The following is a 19,511-nucleotide window of genomic DNA, read 5'->3' on the forward strand; positions in this document are numbered from 1 at the left end:
CGAGTCCCCCGCGCGGGGGAGATCGGGTCCGTCGGACGACGGATTTCTCAACAGCTCATCACACACGGTGACTCTCATGTCGCTGCGTGAATAATGGTTGTGGAAACCAACTAATCAGGTATATAGTTGGGTTATGCAACTAGCCCAGCAAGCCTCTGTCCCGGGGGTTGAACGGGACGCGCCGGCGCAGGACGTTCTCGAGGGCGTCAGCTCTTTGATCCGCGCCGTGCGGTGTATCGAGCACCGGCACCTGTGGCCCGACTCCGGGTTGCGGCGGGCCGACGCGAGCGTGCTGAAGGTCCTGGCCAAGGACGGCGAGCAGCGCGGCGGAGAGATCGCGACCAAGCTCGGCGTCGACGCGTCCGTCGTGAGCCGTCAGCTGACCACGCTCGAAGCCGACGGCCTGGTGAGCCGTCGGCCCGATCCCGCCGACGCCAGGGTCTCTCTGGTCGCGCTCTCGCCGACCGGGCTGGAGCGCCTCGAGGCCCTGTACGCCAACTACACCCGGCAACTGCGCTCGGCCCTGGCCGACTGGAACGACGACGACATGGCAGCCGCCGCCGAGACCCTGCACAAGGTTGCCGGCGCAGTGACCGCGGCTGCCACGTCCGTGAGGCGTCCCACCACTTCGACTGGAGAAAGATGACTGTCACCGAGACCCGGCCGGCCCCTGCCGCGCCGGAACTCACCCACCGCGAGATCCTGGAGATCCTCGTCGGGCTGCTCGCCGCGCTGTTCACGGCGATGCTCAGCTCGACGATCGTCAGCAACGCCCTGCCGACGATCACCGCGGACCTCCAGGGCAGCCAGACGCAGTACACCTGGGTCCTGACCGCGAGCCTGCTCGCGACGACGGTGTCCACCCCGATCTGGGGCAAGCTGTCGGACCTGATGAGCAAGAAGCTGCTGGTGCAGCTGGCGATCTCGCTGTTCGTCGTCGGCTCCGCACTGGCCGGCATGGCGCACAGCATGTCGTTCCTGATCGGCGCGCGCGTCCTGCAGGGCCTGGCGATGGGTGGCCTGATGGCGCTCGCGCAGGCGATCATCGGCGCGGCGATCCCGCCCCGCAGCCGCGGCCGGTACTCCGGCTACATGGGTGCGGTGATGGCGGTCGCGACCGTCAGCGGTCCGCTCATCGGCGGTGTCATCGTCGACACCAGCTGGCTCGGGTGGCGCTGGTGCTTCTACGTCTGCGTCCCGCTCGCCGTCGTCAGCCTCGTCGTACTGCAGAAGTACCTGCACCTGCCGGTGATCAAGCGCCGCGTGCGGATGGACTACCTCGGCGCGATCATGATCAGCGCCGCCGCGAGCCTCCCGCTGATCTGGGTGACCTTCGCCGGTCACGACTTCGGCTGGATCTCCTGGCAGTCGGCGCTGTTCGTCGGCGGCACGATCCTGTTCGGCGTCCTCGCCGTGTTCGTGGAGACCCGGGCGGCCGAGCCGCTGGTCCCGCTGAAGGTCGTCCGTGAGCGGACCACCGCGCTGGCGATCGTGGCCAGCCTGTCGGTCGGTGTCGCGATGTTCGGCAGCGCGCTGTTCCTCGGCCAGTACTTCCAGATCGCCCGCGGGTACAGCCCGACCGAGGCCGGTCTGCTGACCATCCCGATGATGCTCGGGTCGTTCATCGGCTCGGTGGGTTCGGGCCAGATGATCACCCGGTACGGCAAGTGGAAGCGTTACCTGATCGCCGGCGGCGTGCTGCTGGTGGCGGGCCTGGTCGTGCTCGGCACGATCGACCACACCAGCCCGTACTGGTACGTCGGTCTCGGCATGCTGTCGATGGGCATCGGCATGGGCATGATGATGCAGAACCTGGTGCTCGCGGTGCAGAACACCGTCGACGTCAGCCAGATCGGTGCGTCCAGCGCGTCGGTCTCGTTCTTCCGCAGCCTCGGCGGTGCGGTCGGCGTCTCGGTCCTCGGCGCGGTCCTCGCGACCCGGGTCAAGGACCTGCTGATCGAGGGCGTCCTGCACGGTCCCGGTGGAGCTGCCGCAGCCGGCAAGCTCCAGGACGGTGGTGGCACCAGCCTCCTCGACGTCAACCACCTGCCGCCGCAGCTGGCCGAGCTCGTCCGCCAGTCGTACGGCGACGCCACCGGTCGCATCTTCCTGATCGCCGCCGCGTGCGCGGTGGTCAGCCTGATCGCGGTCTTCTTCATCAAGGAGGTCCCGCTGAGGACCACCGTCGCCAAGCTCGAAGAACCCATCGAACTGGATTAGTCCGAGAAGCAGCCCTCACCCGCGAACCTCTCAAGTACCGGCCCTCGATCGGTGGCTGGTACTTGAGAGGTGTAGGCCTGAGTCGAACAGGTACCGGCCCTCGATCGGTGGCTGGTACTTGAGAGGTGCAGGCCTGAGTCGAACAAGTACCAGCCCCTGATCGGGGGCTGGTACCTGAGAGGTGTGGGCCTGAGGCGAACAAGTACTGGCCACCGATTCGGTGGTCGGTACTTGTTGTGGTGGGGGTCTCAGACCTTGCTTGTGCTTGTGGGTTCGCTTGTCGCCAGGACGCCTTCTGGTGGCTGCAGGTTGTCGAGGGTCTTGGTGGTGATGATCGGCGACCGCAGCAACCAGAGCACCGACAATGCTCCTCCGGCAGCCGAGATCAGCAGCGTCTCCCGCACCCCGATCCACGTGCCCAGCGCACCACCGATCACCGCACCAAGCGGCCGTACGCCGTAGTTGATGCTGGCGAACGCCCCGACGACCCGGCTCCGCATGTGGTCGTGCATGACGGCGGCCTGCAGCGAGTTGAGCGGTACGTCGAAGCACATCACCGCGAACGACCCGACGAACTCGGCTGCCACCAGCGCACCGGCCCGGGCCCAGAGCGGACCGCTGCCCAGAGCGAGGATGCCGATCGAGGCCGGGAAGACCACTGCGGCGATCGCAATCAACCGTCCAGCACCCAGCAACCGCGTCAGGGGAGCGGCGGCAATAGCGCCGAGCAGGCCGCCAGAAGCACCGACGCCGAACGCCAGACCGATCGTCCCCGCGGACAGGTCGAGGTTCCGGCTCGCGAACAGCACCAGCAGCGCCATTCCGATCATGTTGAAGAAGTTCACCGTCGTCGCGCACGCCAGGCTGCTGCGCAGGTACGGGTGCCGCATCAGGTACCCCATGCCTTCACCCGCCCGCCGCCACAGCGACTCGGTCGTCTCGTCGGCAGCGCCTGGCTCGACCTTCAACCGCGAGACCTGGAACGCCGAGAACAGGAACGAGAACGCGTCCACCACGATCGCCACCGGCGCGGTCAGCCACTGCACGAGCACGCCGCCGACCGCCGGCCCGGCCATGAACGAGAACGACCGCGTCGCCGACAGCTTGCTGTTCGCCTCCAGGAACTGCGCCCGCGGGACGACGCGGACGAAGAACGCCGCGTTGGCGGTGTTGAACACGACGTGCGCCGTACCTGCCAGGATCGCGATCGCGTACAGCTGGCCGAGCGTCAGGACATCCAGCCAGTACGCCGCCGGCAGCGACAGCAGCACGACGGTCCGGCTCAGGTCGGCCGCGATCATCAGCGGCCGCTTGTCGCGGTGCTGGTCGACCCAGGTCCCGATGAACAGCGACAGCAGGTTGGGCAGCCAGACCGCGGCGGTCAGCAACCCGGTCTCGAAGGCGTTGGCGCCGAGCAGGGTCACGGCGATCAGCGGGAGCGCGAGCTCGCTGACCCGGTCGCCGAACTGCGAGACGGCGTCTGCCGACCACAACGTCCGGAACTGCCGGTCGCGCAGCAGGCTGCTGGCGGACAAGGACTTCATCGGGCCTCACTCGGTTCGGGTCAGCCGGGCAGGCTGAAGCAGGGCAGGGGACAGGGCAGGGTGAAAAAGGGCAGGGAGTAGCGCACAAGGGCGCAGCAGGCGGAGCGGGAAAGCTCAGCTATCGGTTGCTTCGGGCAACAACATGCGGAGGTGCCGGACCGGCCGGGCTTCGGTCGGCGCCCCTTGCGGACCACGCCGGACGTACGGCGCGAGCAGGTCCTCGATCGCGTTCTCCAGGCTTTCGAGCTCGTCCTGGGTGACGTGCAGCAGCGTGTTGGACCCGCCGCCGGCCCGGTTCCACTCGGGGTCGAGCCTGGGTTCGGTCTCGGCCAGCCAGTGCTGGGCAGCCTCGAGCGCCTGGTTCATCAACTCGGCGCGGAGCAGCCGTCCGGCCTCGGCGCCCTCGGGGGTCTCCGGCATCTCGTACCGGAACCCGCGCGCGACCGCCTGCCACCAGCGCTGCCGCCGGTCCCCGACGCCGTCCGGCGGTGGCCCGTCGGTGACCAGGCCGAAGCCGGCCAGGTGCCGCAGGTGCCAGCTCGTCACCGACGGCGAGGCGCCGACGTGCTCGGACAACTGGGTCGCGGTCGCCGGGCCGTTCTTCTGCAGGTAGCTCAGCGCCGCGAGGCGGACGGGATGCGCCAGCGCCCGCATGGCCTGCGGGTCGGTGACCTCGAAGTCGCCGTACGGATTTCTGAGAGACATGTTTCGAGAGTAATCTCTCACATCTCGTTGATGCAATAGCTCGGAAAAGGATGGAACCTGATCCGGTGGCAGCGCGTGTTAGCGGTGTGAGGCACAACGAGACCGATCCGAACGCGGAGGTCGCGGCGCTCTACGCCCGGACCTGGCCGCGGCTGATCGGGGTCCTGGTGTCGATCGGCGGGTCCCGCGCGGACGCGGAAGAGGTCGCGCAGGACGCCTACGTCAAGCTGCTCGGCCGCTGGGACAGCATCCGCCGGTACGACGACCCGGAGGCCTGGGTCCGCGCGGTCGCCGTACGGACGCTGATCAGCAGGCTCCGGCGGCAGCAGGTCGCGCAGAAAGCCTCTGCCAAGTTGCTCGGCAGAACAGGAGAGGTCCGTGAACCGGACGGGGACGCACTCGACGTGGCGGCGGCGCTGGCCAGGATCCCACCGGCCCAGCGGGCAGTGGTGGTGCTGCACCACGTGATGGATCTACCGGTCGACCAGATCGCCGACGAACTGCAAGTGCCGCCGGGCACCGTGAAGTCCCGGCTGGCCAGGGCGCGCCAGGCCCTGGCCCCGCTGCTCGCCGTCCAGGAGGAGGTGCCCCATGGCTGAGCTGAGGACCGACCTGCTCGTCGAGTACGTCGACGACCAGACCCCCGAGCAGGCCCCGCCCTTCACCGGCGTCGAGCGGGGAGCCCGCCGGCGCAAGCGGCAGCGCAACCTGCTGGCCGTCGCGACTGTGGTGGCAGTCGCGACGGTCGCCACGGTGGTCACCCAGGACGTCCAGCGCGGCGCCGAGCCGCCCGCTCCCGCCGGTACGCCGACACTCGGCGTACCGGACGACGGGCCGCCGCCGGCCCAGTTCAAGTTCGGTAGCACCTTGATGCTGCTGCAGAAGGAGATCCCGGTGACGGCTGTGCGGCCGGTGCCCGGTTCTCCTTCGGTACTGACGGTCGTGGCGCCCCGGTCCGGTGGGACCGGGGAGGGCTGCTACCCGCACACCATGGTCCGGATCCTCGATCAGGACACGACCATGGCCCGGATCGCGGCGTACCGCTACGTGGTGGCGCCGGACGAACCCGCGGGCGGGGAGTGCCTCAAGGCCCAGGCCGGCCCGGTCCAGGTCCAGCTCGACCTGCGGACCGTGATCGGCACCCGCCGCATCATCGCCGGCACCACCGGCGAGAGGGTGCTGCTGAACTGACGCCCTCGCCGGGACGGACCGCGACCGCCCCGGCGAGGCCGTCGATCTCTGCTGACCGCCCAACGCCTGCGATCAGCCGAGGTGGACCTGCTTCTCCCAGATGTCGGTGACGACGGTCGGGCGCATGCCGACGGACAGGTAGAGGCCGAGCGCGGGGGTGGGGTTGTTCGTGTCGACGTGCAGGGTCGTGCCGGTGCGACCGGCCGCTGCGTCGCGGGCGAACTGGTCGCGGAGCAGGAACTTGGCCAGCCCACGACCACGCGCCGACTCCAGTACGCCGAGGCGGCCGATGTAGTTGCAGTTGTCGCTCGACAGGAAATGGTCGCTGCACTCCCGGACGCCGACCGCCTCACCGTCCAGTTCGGCGACGGTCAGCTGCGACCAGTCGAACGCCGACCGGGACTCCCGTGACGCCACCCACTCGTCGTACGGGCGGGGGACCGCGCCGGGCTGGGTCGCGAAGGACTTGGCGATCACCCGGTGGGCCGCGCGTTTGGTCGCCTCGTCGGTTGCGCCGACCTGGAGCTTCACGCCCGCGGGTGGCTCCGGTGCGGTGGTCGGTGCCGTGTGGTCGATCCGCATCAGGTGGATCGACGTACTCCGGGTGAAGCCACCATCGGCGATCATCCGACCGGCCGTGGTGTCCTGCTGCAGCTGCCCGATGTGCAGCTTGACCTCCGGGACGCCCGCCGTACGCGCCATCTCGACAGCCCGCGCCGAGGCTGTCGCGAACAACCAGGCGGCAATCGCCGGATCCGCCGCGAACACATCCAGATCCACCTGCGGCCGAGCGCCGGTCAGCACCGCGGTCGCACTGCCGACGAGCTCGTCGCCGTCATGGACCAGCCAGCTCCCGGTCGCGAGATCGATCGCGGGATCCCGCAGGTAGTCGGCGACGTTCTCGTAGCTGTGCTTGGGGAATCCGAGCAGGGGAGTCGTGTACGCCGCCATCTGCGCGGCGATCGCTGCCGCGTCGGCAAGCTCGGCGGGACGGACGGTGAGACCCTCGGGGAGGGCGCTCATGCGGTCTTCAGGGTCAGGCGCCAGGCGTCGATGACGAGGACGGCTCGCATCCCGACCGCGATGTAGAGGCCGAGGGCAGGAGTCGGGTTGTTGGTGTCGACGTGCAGGATCGTGCCGGCGCGACCGGCGGCCGCGTCCTCGGCGAAGGCGTCGCGGAGGAGGAACTTGGCCAGGCCCCGGCCGCGGGCTTCGGGGAGTACGGCGAGGCGGCCGATGTAGTTGCAGTTCTCGTCGGGCACGAACTCGTCGGTGCACTCGCGGAACGCGACCGGTTCGCCGTCGAGCTCGAGGATCGTGAGCTGGGACCAGTCGAAGGTCGATCGCGACTCGTGCGCTGCCACCCACTCGTCGTACGGGCGCGGGACGAAACCGAACTGCCCGTCGAAGGCAGAGTTCAGTACGGCGTGTGCCGTCCGGCGGCTCGCATCGTCAGGCGCGCCCCGGCGGACGGTGACGCCGGGTGGGATCTCGGGGGTCTCAGGTGGCGCCGGGTGGTCGATGCGCATGCGGTGGAACGTCGTACCGGGACGGAAGCCGCGGTCGGCGAGCAGGGCGCGCTGTTCGTCGTCGGTGCGGTAGACGCCCGCGTCGACGGAGATCTCGCGGTGCCCGTGATCACGGCCGAACTCGGCGGCTCGGGGCAGTGCCTGGTCGAGCAGCCAGTCGGCGGCGGCACGCTCGGTGGAGATCACCTCGAGGTCGACGGCCCGGTGGTCGCCCTTGCCGAACACGGTCGCGTAGCCGATGAGCTGGTCGCCGTCGTGCACCAGCCACGCGTCGGTGTCGAGGTCGAACCCTGGTTCGGCCAGCTCGTCGACCATGTCGTCGAGCGTGTAGTCGGCGAAGCCGACCACCGCGGTGTTCCGTGCGGCGACGAGAGCGAAGATCTCCTCCGCGTCACCGGTGGTCGGGCGCCGAAAGGACAGCTGCTCGGGCAGCACAGCACTCATCCCCACATCGTCGGCATCCGCCGGGAGCCTGTCCAACCGATTACTCCTCCGCCCACGAAGGGGCGGAGGAGTAATCAGCTGCTACTTGGTCCACTCGGTGTCGGGTGTTTGCGCCGAGCGGTTGTTCGACAGGTTGACGGCCGCGGGCGGGTTGGTGTCGGACCAGGAAGCCAGCGTGATGCCTACGGCGTCCTCGACCGGGCGTGGGGTGGTCAGGTAGTTGTTGCTGATCATCGAGAAGACCAGCTTGCGGTGGTCGGCGGTGCTGACGTAGCCGGACAGCGCCGTGACGCCCGTGAGCGAGCCCGTTTTGCCGTGGAGGTTGTTGGCGGCGGGAGTTCCGGCCATCCGGGAACGCAGCGTGCCGCCGACGAAGCGGTCGGCGTTGCCGGCGATCGGCAGCGCGTCGTACCACTGCTGGAACCACGGCTCCTTCTGCGCGGCGATCAGCAGGTCGGTGACGCTGTCGGCGGTGACGTTGACCTTGCGGGACAGACCGGAGCCGTCCGACAAGCGGATCGCCGAGGTGTCCACGCCGACGCTGGACGCGTAGTCGGTGACGACACCGAGCCCGGCCGACCAGGTGCCGCTGGCCTCGGCCACGGCGCCCATCGCCTTGACCAGGGTCTCGGCGTGCATGTTGTTGGAGAGCTTGAGGAACGGGTTCATCAGCTCGCCGACCGTCATCGACTCGTCGCGTGCCAGCCGTCGGGCCTGCGCGGGGGAGGCGGCGACCTTGATCCGCCCGTCGACGCGGACGCCCTCAGCGGCGAGCGCGCGCTTGAACACATCGGCGGCGTACACCTCGGGCTCCCACACGGTCACCCACTCCTGGCCGACGGTCGCACCGAGCGGAGCCGATCCACTCACCCGTACGACGTTCGTCCCGTGGTCCCGCTCGATCGTCAGCGTGTTGGCCGACCCCGCGGCGCCGGTCGTCGCGGTGCTGACCAGCTTGATCACGCCGTTCGCCGGGACCAGCTTCAGCCCCACCGGCGCACCCGCCTTGCTGCCCGGCAGGCTCTCGACGATCGCCGTACCGGAGTCGTAGTCGGTGTTCGGCGCGAGCGTCAGCGCGGAGATCTGCGCGTTGTAGTAGAACGGCTCGTCGTCCCAGGCCCAGCTGTCGCCGAGACGGACGTGGTCGAAGTAGGTGTCGTCGGCGACCAGGTCACCGTCGATCCGCCGTACGCCGGACTTCGCGACCTGCTTGGCCAGTGCCTTGTAGTCGCCCTCGAGCGCGGTCGGGTCGCCGTACCCCTTCAGGTACAGGTCGCCGCGCAGCTTGCCGCCGCGCACGGGCGCGGTCGCCAGGACGTCGGTGTGGAACCGGTACGACGGCCCGAGCGTGTGCATCGCGGCCGTGGACGAGAACAGCTTCGTGTTGGACGCCGGTAGCAGGCGCGTCGAGCCGTTGCGGTCGTACAGCGTCTCGCCGGTGGTCGCGTCGCGCACCACCAGCCCGACCTGCGACCCCTGGAACCGCGCGTCGGCGAGCAACGTGTCCAACTGCTGCTGCAGCCCGGTCGCCTGCACCTGCGCCGGCCCGGCAACGGACTGGCCGACCAGCCCGGCGGTCGCGGCGACCGCGGCAGCGACAGCCACGAACCCCCGCGGCGACACCTTTGGTAAATACTTCACGAGAACTCCAACCCCTCAGGCGGAAACCAACACCCGGAGTCAACACCCCGTTGCGGCCGGGGTCCAGGGATCGCCGCAAACAAGCTCTCGCCAGCGAGGTGAATCGATGGAAAAGTGGGTCTCCACAGGTACCGCCCCACCTGAGGAGCTCCTACGATGCGCAGACGAGTTCTGGCCGCGCTGGTCGTCCTGACCGCGCTCGCCACCGCCATCAGTCCAGCGACAGCCGCCGAGCAGAAGACCACCGCGGCCGTCTTCCCCAGCGAAGTGATCGGCGAGGACTTCCCCGATCCGGACGTCATCCAGGTCAACGGCACCTGGTACGCCTACTCCACCAACAACGGCCGAGGCCACGTCCCGACCGCCTCCGCCCCGAGCGCGCAAGGCCCGTGGACGATCCGCGGCGACGCGATGCCCGGCGGCCCGTCCGCGGGCTGGGCGCAGTCCGGCCGGACCTGGGCGCCCGACGTACACCCGAATCCCGACGGCAGCTTCACCCTCACCTACACCGCCTGGCACAAGGCCTCCGGCCGCCAGTGCATCGGCGTCGCGACCGCGAGCTCACCGCTCGGCCCGTTCAACCCGGTCGGCAGCCAGCCGCTGATCTGCCCGCTGAATCTCGGCGGCGCGATCGACGCGAACACCTTCGTCGCGAACGACGGCACCCGCTACCTGCTGTGGAAGAACGACGGCAACGCGATCGGCGTCGACTCCACCCTCTGGCTCACCCGTACGACGAACAACGGCACCGCCCTCACCGGCGGCAACACCGCCCTGATCTCCTCCGGCGGCGTGATCGAAGCCCCCGACCTCGTGCAGCGCGGCAGCCAGTACGTGCTCTTCTACTCCGGCGGCAGCTACACCGGCTGCGAGTACCTCACCTCGTACGCCGTCGCGCCCAGCCTCAACGGCCCGTGGACCACGGCGTACCGCCCGCTGATGACCAGCGCCTCCCTCGACAACCACGTCTGCGGCCCCGGCGGCGCAGACTTCAGCGGCGACAAGGTGTTTCTGCACGGCTGGGTCAACGGCTCCAGGCATCTGTACGTCGCGGATCTCGGCTGGGCCGGCGACTTCCCGGTCGTCCGCGGCAGCCGGGTCCGGACCGAGGCCGAGCGCGGCACCCTCAACAACTGCCGGGTCCGGACCGGCGCCGCCGGTGCGTCCCAGGGCGCGGTCGCGGCGTACATCGACTTCGCGGACTCCTGGGTCGAGAACACCTTCTACGCCCCGCGCGCCGGCAGCTACACGCTGTGGGTCGGGTACGCGAACGGCACCGGCAGTACCGCCACCCACGGGGTGGTTGTCAACGGCAACAGCCAGGGCGCGGTCAGCTACCCGGTCACCGGCTGGGACAACTGGCGCCAGGCCTCGGTCAACGTGACGCTCAACGAGGGCTGGAACACGATCCGGCTGACCAAGGGCAACTCCTACGCCGAGGTCGACTACTTCGAGCTGCAGTAGGGGTTCACCCCGCCGGGAAGTCAGGGACGACCCGGGAAGCACCCGTCCGTTGCGTGGCGCAGTGGGCGGGTCCCCGGGTCGGCCTCGTAGTCTCGTTCCAGTAGTGCAAGCAGTGAACTACTCGAACGGGGAGTCCGAAGGTTGGCCAAACCACCTGAGCAGGTTTCCGGCGACCGGCGCCGGCGACCGATCTGGCTCGACGTCCGCCGGACCACCCGCGGCCTGCAGGCGATGCTGCTGGGCGGTCTGGCGTCGCTGGTCTCGCTCGTCATCACCTTCTGGACCCTCCCGCAGATCAGCAGCGACGGGCCGCTGCCGGTGTTCCGCCTGGTCGTGCTGCTGGCTGTGATCGGGCTGCTGATGCGCTGGCTGCTGGCCGGGCTGGCGATCCTGATCGGCTCGGTCGGTGTCCTGGTCGGCGGCCTGCTGTCCCAGTTCGGCGTGGTCTACCTCGGCGTCACCCTCGACCCGGGCGTCAACCTGCACGGCGGCGTCGAGGCGCCGGTCCTGGTCTCGATCGTGATGTCCTCGATCAGCGCCTTCGTCGGCTGGGTCGCGTACGCCGGAAGTGACGACGCCTACGTCGCCGAGGTCATGCGCGGCGTACGCCGCAAGGCCCGCCGGCTCCAGCCCGCGCCGAAGACCGGCATGCTGATCATCCAGATCGACGGCCTGGCCGCCCCGTTGCTGAACTGGATGGTCATGTCGGGCAACCTGCCGCACCTCGGCGGCTGGATCCGCGACGGCAGCCACTCGATGCTCGGCTGGCACACCGGCGTACCGGCGACCACCCCGGCCAGCCAGGCGGGCATCCTGCACGGCGGCTCCGGGCAGATCCCGGCGTTCCGCTGGTACGAGAAGGAGACCGGCCGGGTGATGGTCACCAACCGGTCCCGCGACGCCGCCGAGATCGAGGCGCGGATGTCGACCGGCCGCGGCCTGCTCGCCGACGGCGGGGTCAGCATCAGCAACAACTGGTCCGGCGACGCCCCGAACTCGGTGCTCGTGTTCAGCCGGGCCGCGCTGCCGCCGACCCGCAGTCGCGGCTACGTCCGGTTCTTCTCCAGCCCGCAGGGCGCCGCCCGCGGGCTGGTGCTGTGCGTCGGCGAGATGATCAAGGAGCTGCACCAGGCCCGGCGGCAGCGCCGGCGCAAGCTGGTCCCGCGGGTCAACCGCGGCGGCTCGTACATCTTCCTGCGCGCGATCTCCAACGTGCTGCTGCGCGACCTCAACGTCTCGCTGATCACCGACGAGCTGGTCAAGGGCACCCCGGTCATCTACTGCGACTTCGTCGACTACGACGAGGTCGCCCACCACGCCGGACCGACCCGGCCCGAGTCGCTGCAGACGCTCGAAGGCCTCGACCGGGTGCTCGGCGCGCTGCAGCGGATCATCGAGACGCTGCCGCACTCGTACGAGATCGTCGTGCTGTCCGACCACGGCCAGAGCCAGGGGTCGACGTTCCTCCAGCGGTACGGACGGACGCTCACCCAGGTGGTCGACGACCTGGTCGACACCACCAAGGAGCCGGTCGCGGCGACCGGCCGGTCCGAGGGCTGGGGCCCGGTCAACGCGTTCCTGACCGAGCTGAGCCTGCGCCGTAGCGTCGCCGGGTCGGTGACGCGGAAGGCGTTCCACGGCAAGGCCACCCGCGGCGAGGTCGAGCTCGGCCCGCGCGACTGCGAGCCGCCGGTCGCGGCCGACGAGCAGATGGTCGTCACCGCGTCGGGCAACCTCGCGCTGATCTACCTGGCGACCACGCCGGGCCGGGTCCCGCTGGAGGAGATCGAGCTGCTGCACCCGCGGCTCGTTCCCGGTCTGGCGACGCATCCCGGCGTCGGCTTCGTCGTGATCGACTCGCTCGCCGAAGGGCCGGTCGCGATCGGCCGGGCCGGTGTGCACGTGCTGCGGACCGGGCGGATCGAGGGCGAGGACCCGCTCGCGTCGTACGGGCCGCTGGCTGCCTCGTCGCTGCTGCGGCAGGCGGAGATGCCGCACAACGGGGACATCGTGGTGGTCAGCCGCCTGGACGAGTACACCCACGAGGTGGCCGCGTTCGAGGAGCTGGTCGGCTGCCACGGCGGGATCGGTGGCTGGCAGACCGAGGCCGTGCTGGTGCACCCGCGCCGCTGGGTCGTCGACGAGCCTCCCGTAGGCTCCGACGCGGTCCACGAGCTGCTGATCAGCTGGCTGGACCAGCTCGGTCAGCGCAAGCGGCCCGAGGTGGAGACCGTCGACGAGATCGAGCAGGACTCCGCGGGACTTGATTCTTCAGGGGCCCGCGTGGCCCCGACGGACGCGAGTGTGGAGGCCTGAGGCGTGCGGATCACCTGGTGGGGGCACGCCACCACCACGATCGAGGACCGGGGCACCAAGCTGCTCACCGATCCCGTGCTGACGGCCCGGATCGCGCACCTGCGTCGTCGGCGCGGGCCGTTGCCGTTGCCGGAGGCGGGGGAGTGCGACGCCGTACTGATCTCGCACCTGCACGCCGACCACCTGCACCTGACGTCGCTGCCGCTGGTCTCGCCCGACGCCGCACTGGTCGTGCCACGTGGTGCGGCCCGGCTGATCCACGCCGAGGCGGGCAAGGCCTACTCGGACCGCTGCATCGAGGTTGCCCCAGGCAACCAGGTGAAGATCGGCGGGCTGGAGATCACCGCGGTCACCGCGCACCACGACAGCCGCCGGCTGCCCTGGTCGCAGTACCGTGCCCAGGCCCTCGGGTACCGGGTCGAGAGCTCGCCGAGCGTCTGGTTCGCCGGTGACACCGACCTGTACGACGACATGACGGCCGAGATCGGTCCGGTCGACCTGGCGCTCATCCCGGTCGGCGGCTGGGGGCCGTCGCTCGGGGAGGGGCACTTGGATCCGGTCCGGGCCGCGGAGGCGGTTCGGCGCGTCGGAGCCCGGTACGCCGTACCGGTACATTTCGGGACGTTCTGGCCGATCGGCTGCGACTGGCTGAAGCCCGAGCTGTTCCTGCCGCCGGGGGACAGGTTCAAGGCGGAGATGGCCTCGGCGGGCGCCGGGGTGAAGGTGGAGGTCCTGGTGCCGGGGGAGTCGACGGAGGTGGTGCGGCCGTGAGCGGTAACGCCGATTTCGATCTCTGGTACCTGATCGTGCTCGCCGGCGCGGTCCTGATCGGCGCGGTGCTCCCGGTCCTGCCGACCGGTGCGGCGGTCTCGGCCGGAGCGGTCCTCGCCTCGCACAGCAACCCGATCGGGCTGGTCGGCGTACTGATCGCTGGTGCTGGGGGCGCGTACGTCGGTGATCTGATCGTGTACGCCGCCTGCCGTGCCGGTGGTGAGCGGCTCGCCAAGCGGGTCGGCTGGCTGCGCGAGAACGCGTCGCTCGACGCGCTGCGGGACCGACTGGCCAACCACGAGATCACGGTGCTGCTGACGTCCCGGCTGATTCCGGGCGGGCGGGTGCCTGTGCTGCTCGCGGCGGGACTGGCCGGGTACCGGTGGCACCGGTTCGCCGTGGTAGACCTGGCGGCGTCGTCGCTGTGGGCGGCGGTTTACATGGCGATCGGGCTGCTCGGGTACGCGCTGTTCGACAAGCCGTGGCAGGGCGTGGTGGCCGCGATCGTGCTGGTGCTGCTGACCACGGTGGTCAGCAGCCTGGTCCAGCGGTTCCGGAAGAAGAAGGCCGCGGCGGCGCAGCTAGAAACCGAATGACTTGCCCTGCAGCTGAGCGGTGATCTCCGGGTCGCCGTCGAAGTCGACCTGGGCGACCGCCTGCCGGCCGAAGCAGAACAGGACCAGCTCGACCGGCTCGCCCGTCACGGTCACCGAACCGGCCGCAGTCGGCTTCTTCGCGACCGCTTCCCGCCCGTCCGGCAGCCGCAGTACGACGCCGCTCGGTGCCTTCCGGACCATCGACCTCGCCGCCAGCTTGAGGCCCTTCCACAGGCCCTCCTGCTGCGCGGCCGGCAGCGCGCGGACCTGGAAGTCCGGGACCGCGCGGCGGACGTCCTCGTGGTGCACCAGGTACTCGGTCGTGTTCAGTTGGTGGCCGAGCACCGGCAGCGCGTAGATCGAGAACGTCGGGGGCCCGCTGCGGATCTTGTCGACCAGTTCGGTGAAGCTCCACTTGGTCTTGACCGCGTCCATCCGCCGCTCGGTGGTGTCGGCCAGCGCGGGCAGCATGATGCCCGGCGCCGCGATCGGGTCGGACTCCCGCACGTACAGGTGGGCGGCCAGGTCGTGCGTCAGCCACCCCTCGCACAGCGTTGTCTGATCAGGTCCGACCTGATCGAAGAGATCACACAGAGCGAGTCGTTCTGTCCGGCTGTAGTCGGTCACAACTCGATCGTAGTTGTCCGTGCCCAATGGCAGAATGTCATTCGTTGTCAGTTCCTCGGACTGCCTACACACCTGACACACCGTCGTGACGAAGGATGCCTCGTGCCGTTGCCGAAAGTCCCCAGCAAGGGGAGCGTGACCCGGCGCGGGTTCGCGGTCCTGCGCGTCGCGATCGCCGAGGAGCCGTGGGTCTTCGCGCTCTCGGTCGCGGCGAGCATGCTGTACGGCGCGATGACGGTCGCCGACGGCTGGGCGCTGGGCTGGGCCACCGACCACGTGATCCGCCCGGCCCTCGAGCGCGGCGACACCACGTTCGGCGCGCTCGCGTCGCTGGTGTCGCTGTTCCTCGGTATCGCCGTGCTGCGCGCGATCGGCGTGGTCGGCCGGCGGATCGGGGCCGGCGTGATGCAGTTCCGCCTCCAGGCGACATACCGGCGCCGCGTCACCCGGCAGTACCTGAAGCTCCCGCTGGAGTGGCACCACCGCCACCCGACCGGGCAGCTGCTCTCGAACGCGAACGCCGACGTCGAGTCGATCTGGTTCGTGATCGCCCCGCTGCCGATGGCGATCGGCGTGATCGCGATGCTCGCCTTCGCGACCGCGGCGATGTTCGCCGCCGACGTCTGGCTGGCGCTGGTCGGCTGCCTGGTCTTCCCGCTGGTCTTCGTCGCGAACGTGATCTTCCAGCGCACCCTGCAGCCGCTCGCCACCCGCGCGCAGGAGCTGCGCGCCGACGTCTCCGAGGTGGCGCACGAGTCGTTCGACGGTGCGCTGGTCGTCAAGACGCTGGGTCGCGAGGCGGCCGAGACCGAGCGTTTCACCGGCCCGACGATGGCGCTCAAGGACGCGAACATCGCGGTCAACCGGGCCCGTGGCGCCTTCGACCCGGTGATCGAGGGACTGCCGCGGATCGGCGTACTGGCCGTGCTGCTGGTCGGTGTCGGCCGGGTGCGGTCGGGCGCGGCGGACGCCGGCGACGTCGTCCAGGTCGCGTTCCTGTTTACGCTGATCGGCTTCCCGATCCGGGCGCTCGGCTGGGTGCTCGGCGAGCTGCCGCGCTCGGTCGTCGGCTGGGACCGCGTCCAGCGCGTGCTCACCGCCGAGGGCGGGATGGAGTACGGCGACCAGAAGCTGACCTCGATCAAGGCCGCGCGGCTTGTCGTCGACGACCTCCGCTTCGGGTACCTGCCCGACCGCGACGTGCTGGCCGGAGTCGACTTCACGATCGAGCCCGGGCGGACGGTCGCGGTGGTCGGCCCGACCGGTTCCGGCAAGTCGACGCTGACCACGATGCTGACCCGGCTGGTCGACCCCGAGGAGGGCGCGGTCCGGATCGACGGCGTCGACCTGCGGACGCTGGCCCGCGACGAGCTGGCCGGATCGGTCGCCCTGGTCGCGCAGAACGCGTTCCTGTTCGACGACACGGTCCGCGGCAACATCACGCTCGGCGGCGACTTCACCGACGACGACATCTGGGACGCGCTGCGGATCGCGCAGGGCGAGGGCTTCATCCGGTCCCTGCCCGACGGCCTCGACACCAAGGTCGGCGAGCGCGGTACGACGCTGTCCGGCGGCCAGCGGCAGCGGATCGCGCTCGCGCGTGCTCTCGTACGACGCCCGCGGCTGCTGATCCTCGACGACGCGACGAGCGCGGTCGACCCGCAGGTGGAGGCCCGGATCCTGGCCGGCCTGCGCAGCGCCGTACAGGGTGGCCGGTCCGACACGACCGTGCTGGTGATCGCGTACCGGAAGGCGACGATCTCACTCGCCGACGAGGTGTTGTTCCTGGCCGACGGGCGGATCGCGGCGCAGGGCACGCACCTGGAGCTGCAGGAGAAGTCGGCCGAGTACCGCGACCTCGTCGACGCGTACGAGAAGGACGCCGCGCGGCGCGAGGAAGAGGCCGAGCTGGCCGCCGAACTGGACGATCTGGACAGCGAAGGAGCAAGCGCGTGAGTGCCGCCGAGGCCACCCGGCTCGACGCCGGGGACAACGCCGGAGGACTCGACACCCTGCGTCAGGGGATCAAGGTCTCGCCGGAACTGGCGCGCGGATGGTGGATCACCGGGCTGCTCGCGCTGACCATGACGGGCGGGCGGATCGTCGTACCGATCGCCGTTCAGCAGACCATCGACAAGGGACTGTCCGGGCCGGGCGGTCCGGACATGTCGTTCGTGGCGTGGATGTGCGCGGCGTGCGTGGGCGGGATCCTGGTCACGGCCTTCGCGTCGTACCTGACGACCGTGCGGCTCGCGATCAACTCCGAGAGCGGCCTGGCCACGATGCGGATCAAGGCGTTCCGGCACGTGCACGACCTGCCGGTGCTGACGCAGTCGACCGAGCGGCGCGGAGCGCTCGTCAGCCGGGTGACGTCCGACGTCGACACGGTGTCGCAGTTCCTGCAGTTCGGCGGGTTCATCTTCCTGGTCAGCATCGGGCAGATGCTGCTCGCGACCGTCGTCATGTTCGTCTACTCGTGGCAGCTCGCGCTGGTGGTGCTGATCTGCTTCATCCCGCTGTTCGCGAGTCTCAAATCGCTGCAGCGGTTGATGTCGGCGGCGTACGGCGTGGTGCGGGCCAAGGTCGGCGAGATGCTGTCGGCGATCGCCGAGCCGGTCGTCGGTGCGCAGGTGGTGCGGGCGTACGCGATCGAGCGGCGGACGCAGCAGCGGATCGACGCGTCGATCGAGGACTACCGGAAGACGGCGACGCGGGCGCAGGCGATCACGGGGATCACGTTCTCGATCGGTGGTCTCGCCGCTGGTCTGGCGAATGCCGGGGTGCTGACCGCGGGCGTGCTGCTCGGGGTGGACGGGAACGCGACGCTGGGGGAGATCCTGGCGTTCATGTTCCTGGTCGCGCTGTTCTCGGACCCGGTGCAGATCGCTACGCAGGTTCTGACGGATGCGCAGAGCGCGTTCGCCGGGTGGCGGCGGGTGCTCGGTGTGATCGCTACGCCGGCTGATGTGGTCGACCCGGGGTCCGACGGGGTGACGCAGGCGCGCGGGCCGATCACGGTGGAGTTCGCGGACGTGAACTTCGCCTACCCGGAAGGGGAGTTGGTGCTGCGGGACGTCGACGTACGGCTGGAGCCGCATCGGCGCGTTGCTGTGGTGGGGGAGACGGGATCCGGGAAGACGACGTTCGCGAAGTTGCTGACGCGGTTGATGGATCCGACGTCGGGTGCGGTGCTGCTGGATGGCGCGGATGCGCGGTCGATCGCGTTCAGCTCGCTGCGGGAGCGGGTGGTGATGGTGCCGCAGGACGGGTATCTGTTCGACTCGTCGCTCGCGGAGAACGTGCGGTTCGGGCGGCCGGAGGTGACGGACGCGCAGTTGCTGGAGGCGTTTGAGTCGCTGGGGCTGACGGACTGGCTGGAGTCCTTGCCTGATGGGCTGGACTCGCCGGTGGGTCAGCGCGGTGAGTCGCTGTCGGCTGGCGAGCGGCAGTTGGTCGCGCTGGTGCGAGCGAACATCGCGGATCCGGATCTGCTGGTGCTCGACGAGGCGACGTCCGCTGTCGACCCGGGGACCGAGGTGCGGGTCAATGCCGCGCTGGAGCGGTTGATGGCTGGGCGTACGTCGGTGACGATCGCCCACCGGCTGTCGACCGCCGAAGCTGCTGACGAGGTGCTGGTGTTCGACGAGGGCCGCGTGGTGGAACGCGGTTCGCACGCCGAACTGCTTGCGCTTGGTGGGATCTACTCGCGCCTGCACTCCAGTTGGATCGCTCAGCGCTCTGCCGGCTGATACCTGCTTGAACGTGCGACAGGGCGGCCCGGAGAGGGAGGAAAGAGGCTCCAGGACCGCCCTGTCGTTCAGGGAGGGCAGTGCTGTTGAGGCAGCACGCCCAGTTCAGCTTGTTACGGCGTCGGCACGGCGCCGTTCTGCCCGGCGCCTGGCTGCGGCACCAGCAGGAACTCCACGCCGCCCTTGTCGTCCACGGCGGCGTCCAGGATCTTGTCGTCCAGCGTGCTCGCCGCGTTCTGCTCCAGGAACACCCGCGCGCCGCTCTCCTCGACCACCTGGTCCCCCGGCTTCGGGGCCTCGGTCGTCGTCACCGCCAGGGAGGGGTCGGTCGGGTTCTCCTGGGAGATCCGCACGCCGGCACCCTCCGGCGCGCCGTCGACGCCGGTGATGGACTTGATGACCAGAGTCGCGTTCTCCGTCAAGGTCAGCACAACTACTCCTCGTTGTCGATCAACACGGTGAGCCCGCCCCGTGCCCGATGCCTTGAAGGCCAAACACGAGGGGTCCGCAGTCCGGACGTCACCGGCCCGACGGCGAAAGAGCTCGTCCCCCAACCACCTTCCAAGTACCGACCCTCGATCGGTGGCCGGTACTTGAAAGAGCTCGGCGGGTGAGATCGCGCCACAGGCCGCGTCGCCCGGCGACCTCGTTGCCCGGTCGCCTTTCAAGTACCGGCCCTCGAGTGGTGGTTGGTACTTGAGAGGGGTGGTGGGG

17 protein-coding genes are annotated in these 19,511 nt (G+C 69.7%); 10 read left to right on the forward strand and 7 right to left on the reverse strand.

The annotated features are described in order from the left end of the window. Nucleotides 1-133 precede the first annotated feature (133 nt). Both ACYVIO_RS23500 and ACYVIO_RS23505 read left to right on the forward strand, forming a co-directional pair. Nucleotides 134-646, forward strand: a complete 513-nt coding sequence (locus ACYVIO_RS23500) for a MarR family winged helix-turn-helix transcriptional regulator (protein WP_460653018.1) — start codon at nucleotides 134-136, stop codon at nucleotides 644-646. Further along, nucleotides 643-2,220, forward strand: coding sequence for an MFS transporter (locus ACYVIO_RS23505; protein ID WP_460653019.1), 1,578 nt, complete (start codon nucleotides 643-645; stop codon nucleotides 2,218-2,220). Before ACYVIO_RS23500 ends, ACYVIO_RS23505 begins: the two co-directional genes overlap by 4 nt. A gap of 248 nt (nucleotides 2,221-2,468) precedes the next feature. Here ACYVIO_RS23505 and ACYVIO_RS23510 read toward each other — a convergent pair whose 3' ends face one another. Together ACYVIO_RS23510 and ACYVIO_RS23515 are read right to left on the reverse strand one after the other, a co-directional pair. After that, nucleotides 2,469-3,764, reverse strand: coding sequence for an MFS transporter (locus tag ACYVIO_RS23510; protein ID WP_460653020.1), 1,296 nt, complete (start codon nucleotides 3,762-3,764; stop codon nucleotides 2,469-2,471). A gap of 114 nt (nucleotides 3,765-3,878) precedes the next feature. Further along, nucleotides 3,879-4,469 carry an ArsR family transcriptional regulator gene (locus tag ACYVIO_RS23515; RefSeq protein WP_460653021.1) on the reverse strand — a complete coding sequence of 197 codons (591 nt, stop codon included), beginning with the start codon at nucleotides 4,467-4,469 and terminating at the stop codon, nucleotides 3,879-3,881. Nucleotides 4,470-4,534: 65 nt separating this feature from the next. Here ACYVIO_RS23515 and ACYVIO_RS23520 point away from each other — a divergent pair, with 65 nt between their 5' ends. Further along, nucleotides 4,535-5,068, forward strand: coding sequence for an RNA polymerase sigma factor (locus tag ACYVIO_RS23520; RefSeq protein WP_460653022.1), 534 nt, complete (start codon nucleotides 4,535-4,537; stop codon nucleotides 5,066-5,068). Beyond that, complete coding sequence (locus ACYVIO_RS23525) at nucleotides 5,061-5,660, forward strand: hypothetical protein (protein WP_460653023.1); 600 nt, start codon at nucleotides 5,061-5,063, stop codon at nucleotides 5,658-5,660. The genes ACYVIO_RS23520 and ACYVIO_RS23525 overlap by 8 nt, the downstream gene beginning before the upstream one ends. 72 nt (nucleotides 5,661-5,732) lie before the next feature. On the opposite strand, the gene ACYVIO_RS23530 is transcribed toward ACYVIO_RS23525, so the two are convergent. From ACYVIO_RS23530 to dacB, 3 genes are all read right to left on the reverse strand, one after another. Continuing rightward, nucleotides 5,733-6,683, reverse strand: a complete 951-nt coding sequence (locus ACYVIO_RS23530; protein WP_460653024.1) for a GNAT family N-acetyltransferase — start codon at nucleotides 6,681-6,683, stop codon at nucleotides 5,733-5,735. Continuing rightward, nucleotides 6,680-7,633, reverse strand: coding sequence for a GNAT family N-acetyltransferase (locus tag ACYVIO_RS23535; RefSeq protein WP_460653025.1), 954 nt, complete (start codon nucleotides 7,631-7,633; stop codon nucleotides 6,680-6,682). The genes ACYVIO_RS23530 and ACYVIO_RS23535 overlap by 4 nt, the downstream gene beginning before the upstream one ends. A gap of 81 nt (nucleotides 7,634-7,714) precedes the next feature. Continuing rightward, entirely contained in the window at nucleotides 7,715-9,274 is a 1,560-nt protein-coding gene (gene dacB / locus ACYVIO_RS23540; RefSeq protein WP_460653026.1) for a D-alanyl-D-alanine carboxypeptidase/D-alanyl-D-alanine endopeptidase, read from the reverse strand. 156 nt (nucleotides 9,275-9,430) lie between these two features. Between dacB and ACYVIO_RS23545 the strand changes: the two genes are divergently transcribed. The 4 genes from ACYVIO_RS23545 (at nucleotide 9,431) to ACYVIO_RS23560 (ending at nucleotide 14,421) form a co-directional block, all read left to right on the forward strand. Beyond that, nucleotides 9,431-10,738, forward strand: coding sequence for a family 43 glycosylhydrolase (locus ACYVIO_RS23545; RefSeq protein WP_460653027.1), 1,308 nt, complete (start codon nucleotides 9,431-9,433; stop codon nucleotides 10,736-10,738). Between the two features lie 141 nt (nucleotides 10,739-10,879). After that, nucleotides 10,880-13,054 carry an alkaline phosphatase family protein gene (locus ACYVIO_RS23550; RefSeq protein WP_460653028.1) on the forward strand — a complete coding sequence of 725 codons (2,175 nt, stop codon included), beginning with the start codon at nucleotides 10,880-10,882 and terminating at the stop codon, nucleotides 13,052-13,054. A gap of 3 nt (nucleotides 13,055-13,057) precedes the next feature. Further along, nucleotides 13,058-13,825, forward strand: coding sequence for an MBL fold metallo-hydrolase (locus tag ACYVIO_RS23555; RefSeq protein WP_460653029.1), 768 nt, complete (start codon nucleotides 13,058-13,060; stop codon nucleotides 13,823-13,825). Continuing rightward, on the forward strand, nucleotides 13,822-14,421 hold the full coding sequence (locus tag ACYVIO_RS23560) for a DedA family protein (protein ID WP_460653030.1): 600 nt from the start codon (nucleotides 13,822-13,824) through the stop codon (nucleotides 14,419-14,421). The genes ACYVIO_RS23555 and ACYVIO_RS23560 overlap by 4 nt, the downstream gene beginning before the upstream one ends. On the opposite strand, the gene ACYVIO_RS23565 is transcribed toward ACYVIO_RS23560, so the two are convergent. Then, complete coding sequence (locus ACYVIO_RS23565; RefSeq protein ID WP_460653031.1) at nucleotides 14,407-15,048, reverse strand: TIGR03085 family metal-binding protein; 642 nt, start codon at nucleotides 15,046-15,048, stop codon at nucleotides 14,407-14,409. The genes ACYVIO_RS23560 and ACYVIO_RS23565 overlap by 15 nt on opposite strands. A 102-nt stretch (nucleotides 15,049-15,150) precedes the next feature. Between ACYVIO_RS23565 and ACYVIO_RS23570 the strand changes: the two genes are divergently transcribed. Next, entirely contained in the window at nucleotides 15,151-17,004 is a 1,854-nt protein-coding gene (locus ACYVIO_RS23570) for an ABC transporter ATP-binding protein (RefSeq protein ID WP_460653032.1), read from the forward strand. Continuing rightward, on the forward strand, nucleotides 17,001-18,797 hold the full coding sequence (locus ACYVIO_RS23575) for an ABC transporter ATP-binding protein (protein ID WP_460653033.1): 1,797 nt from the start codon (nucleotides 17,001-17,003) through the stop codon (nucleotides 18,795-18,797). The genes ACYVIO_RS23570 and ACYVIO_RS23575 overlap by 4 nt, the downstream gene beginning before the upstream one ends. A 113-nt stretch (nucleotides 18,798-18,910) precedes the next feature. Here the strand turns inward: ACYVIO_RS23575 and ACYVIO_RS23580 are convergent, their stop codons facing one another. After that, a complete protein-coding gene (locus ACYVIO_RS23580) occupies nucleotides 18,911-19,228 on the reverse strand; it encodes a Fe-S cluster assembly protein HesB (protein ID WP_460653034.1) in 318 nt (105 codons plus the stop codon). Nucleotides 19,229-19,511 lie beyond the last annotated feature (283 nt).

The organism is Kribbella endophytica, from assembly GCF_054781295.1.

Excerpts from the sequence above, each read along its gene's own strand:
- ACYVIO_RS23500 (WP_460653018.1), top strand. The coding sequence starts at position 134 with ATGCAACTAGCCCAGCAAGCCTCTGTCCCGGGGGTTGAACGGGACGCG.
- ACYVIO_RS23505 (WP_460653019.1), top strand. The coding sequence starts at position 643 with ATGACTGTCACCGAGACCCGGCCGGCCCCTGCCGCGCCGGAACTCACC.
- ACYVIO_RS23510 (WP_460653020.1), bottom strand. The coding sequence starts at position 3,764 with ATGAAGTCCTTGTCCGCCAGCAGCCTGCTGCGCGACCGGCAGTTCCGG.
- ACYVIO_RS23515 (WP_460653021.1), bottom strand. The coding sequence starts at position 4,469 with ATGTCTCTCAGAAATCCGTACGGCGACTTCGAGGTCACCGACCCGCAG.
- ACYVIO_RS23525 (WP_460653023.1), top strand. The coding sequence starts at position 5,061 with ATGGCTGAGCTGAGGACCGACCTGCTCGTCGAGTACGTCGACGACCAG.
- ACYVIO_RS23530 (WP_460653024.1), bottom strand. The coding sequence starts at position 6,683 with ATGAGCGCCCTCCCCGAGGGTCTCACCGTCCGTCCCGCCGAGCTTGCC.
- ACYVIO_RS23535 (WP_460653025.1), bottom strand. The coding sequence starts at position 7,633 with ATGAGTGCTGTGCTGCCCGAGCAGCTGTCCTTTCGGCGCCCGACCACC.
- ACYVIO_RS23545 (WP_460653027.1), top strand. The coding sequence starts at position 9,431 with ATGCGCAGACGAGTTCTGGCCGCGCTGGTCGTCCTGACCGCGCTCGCC.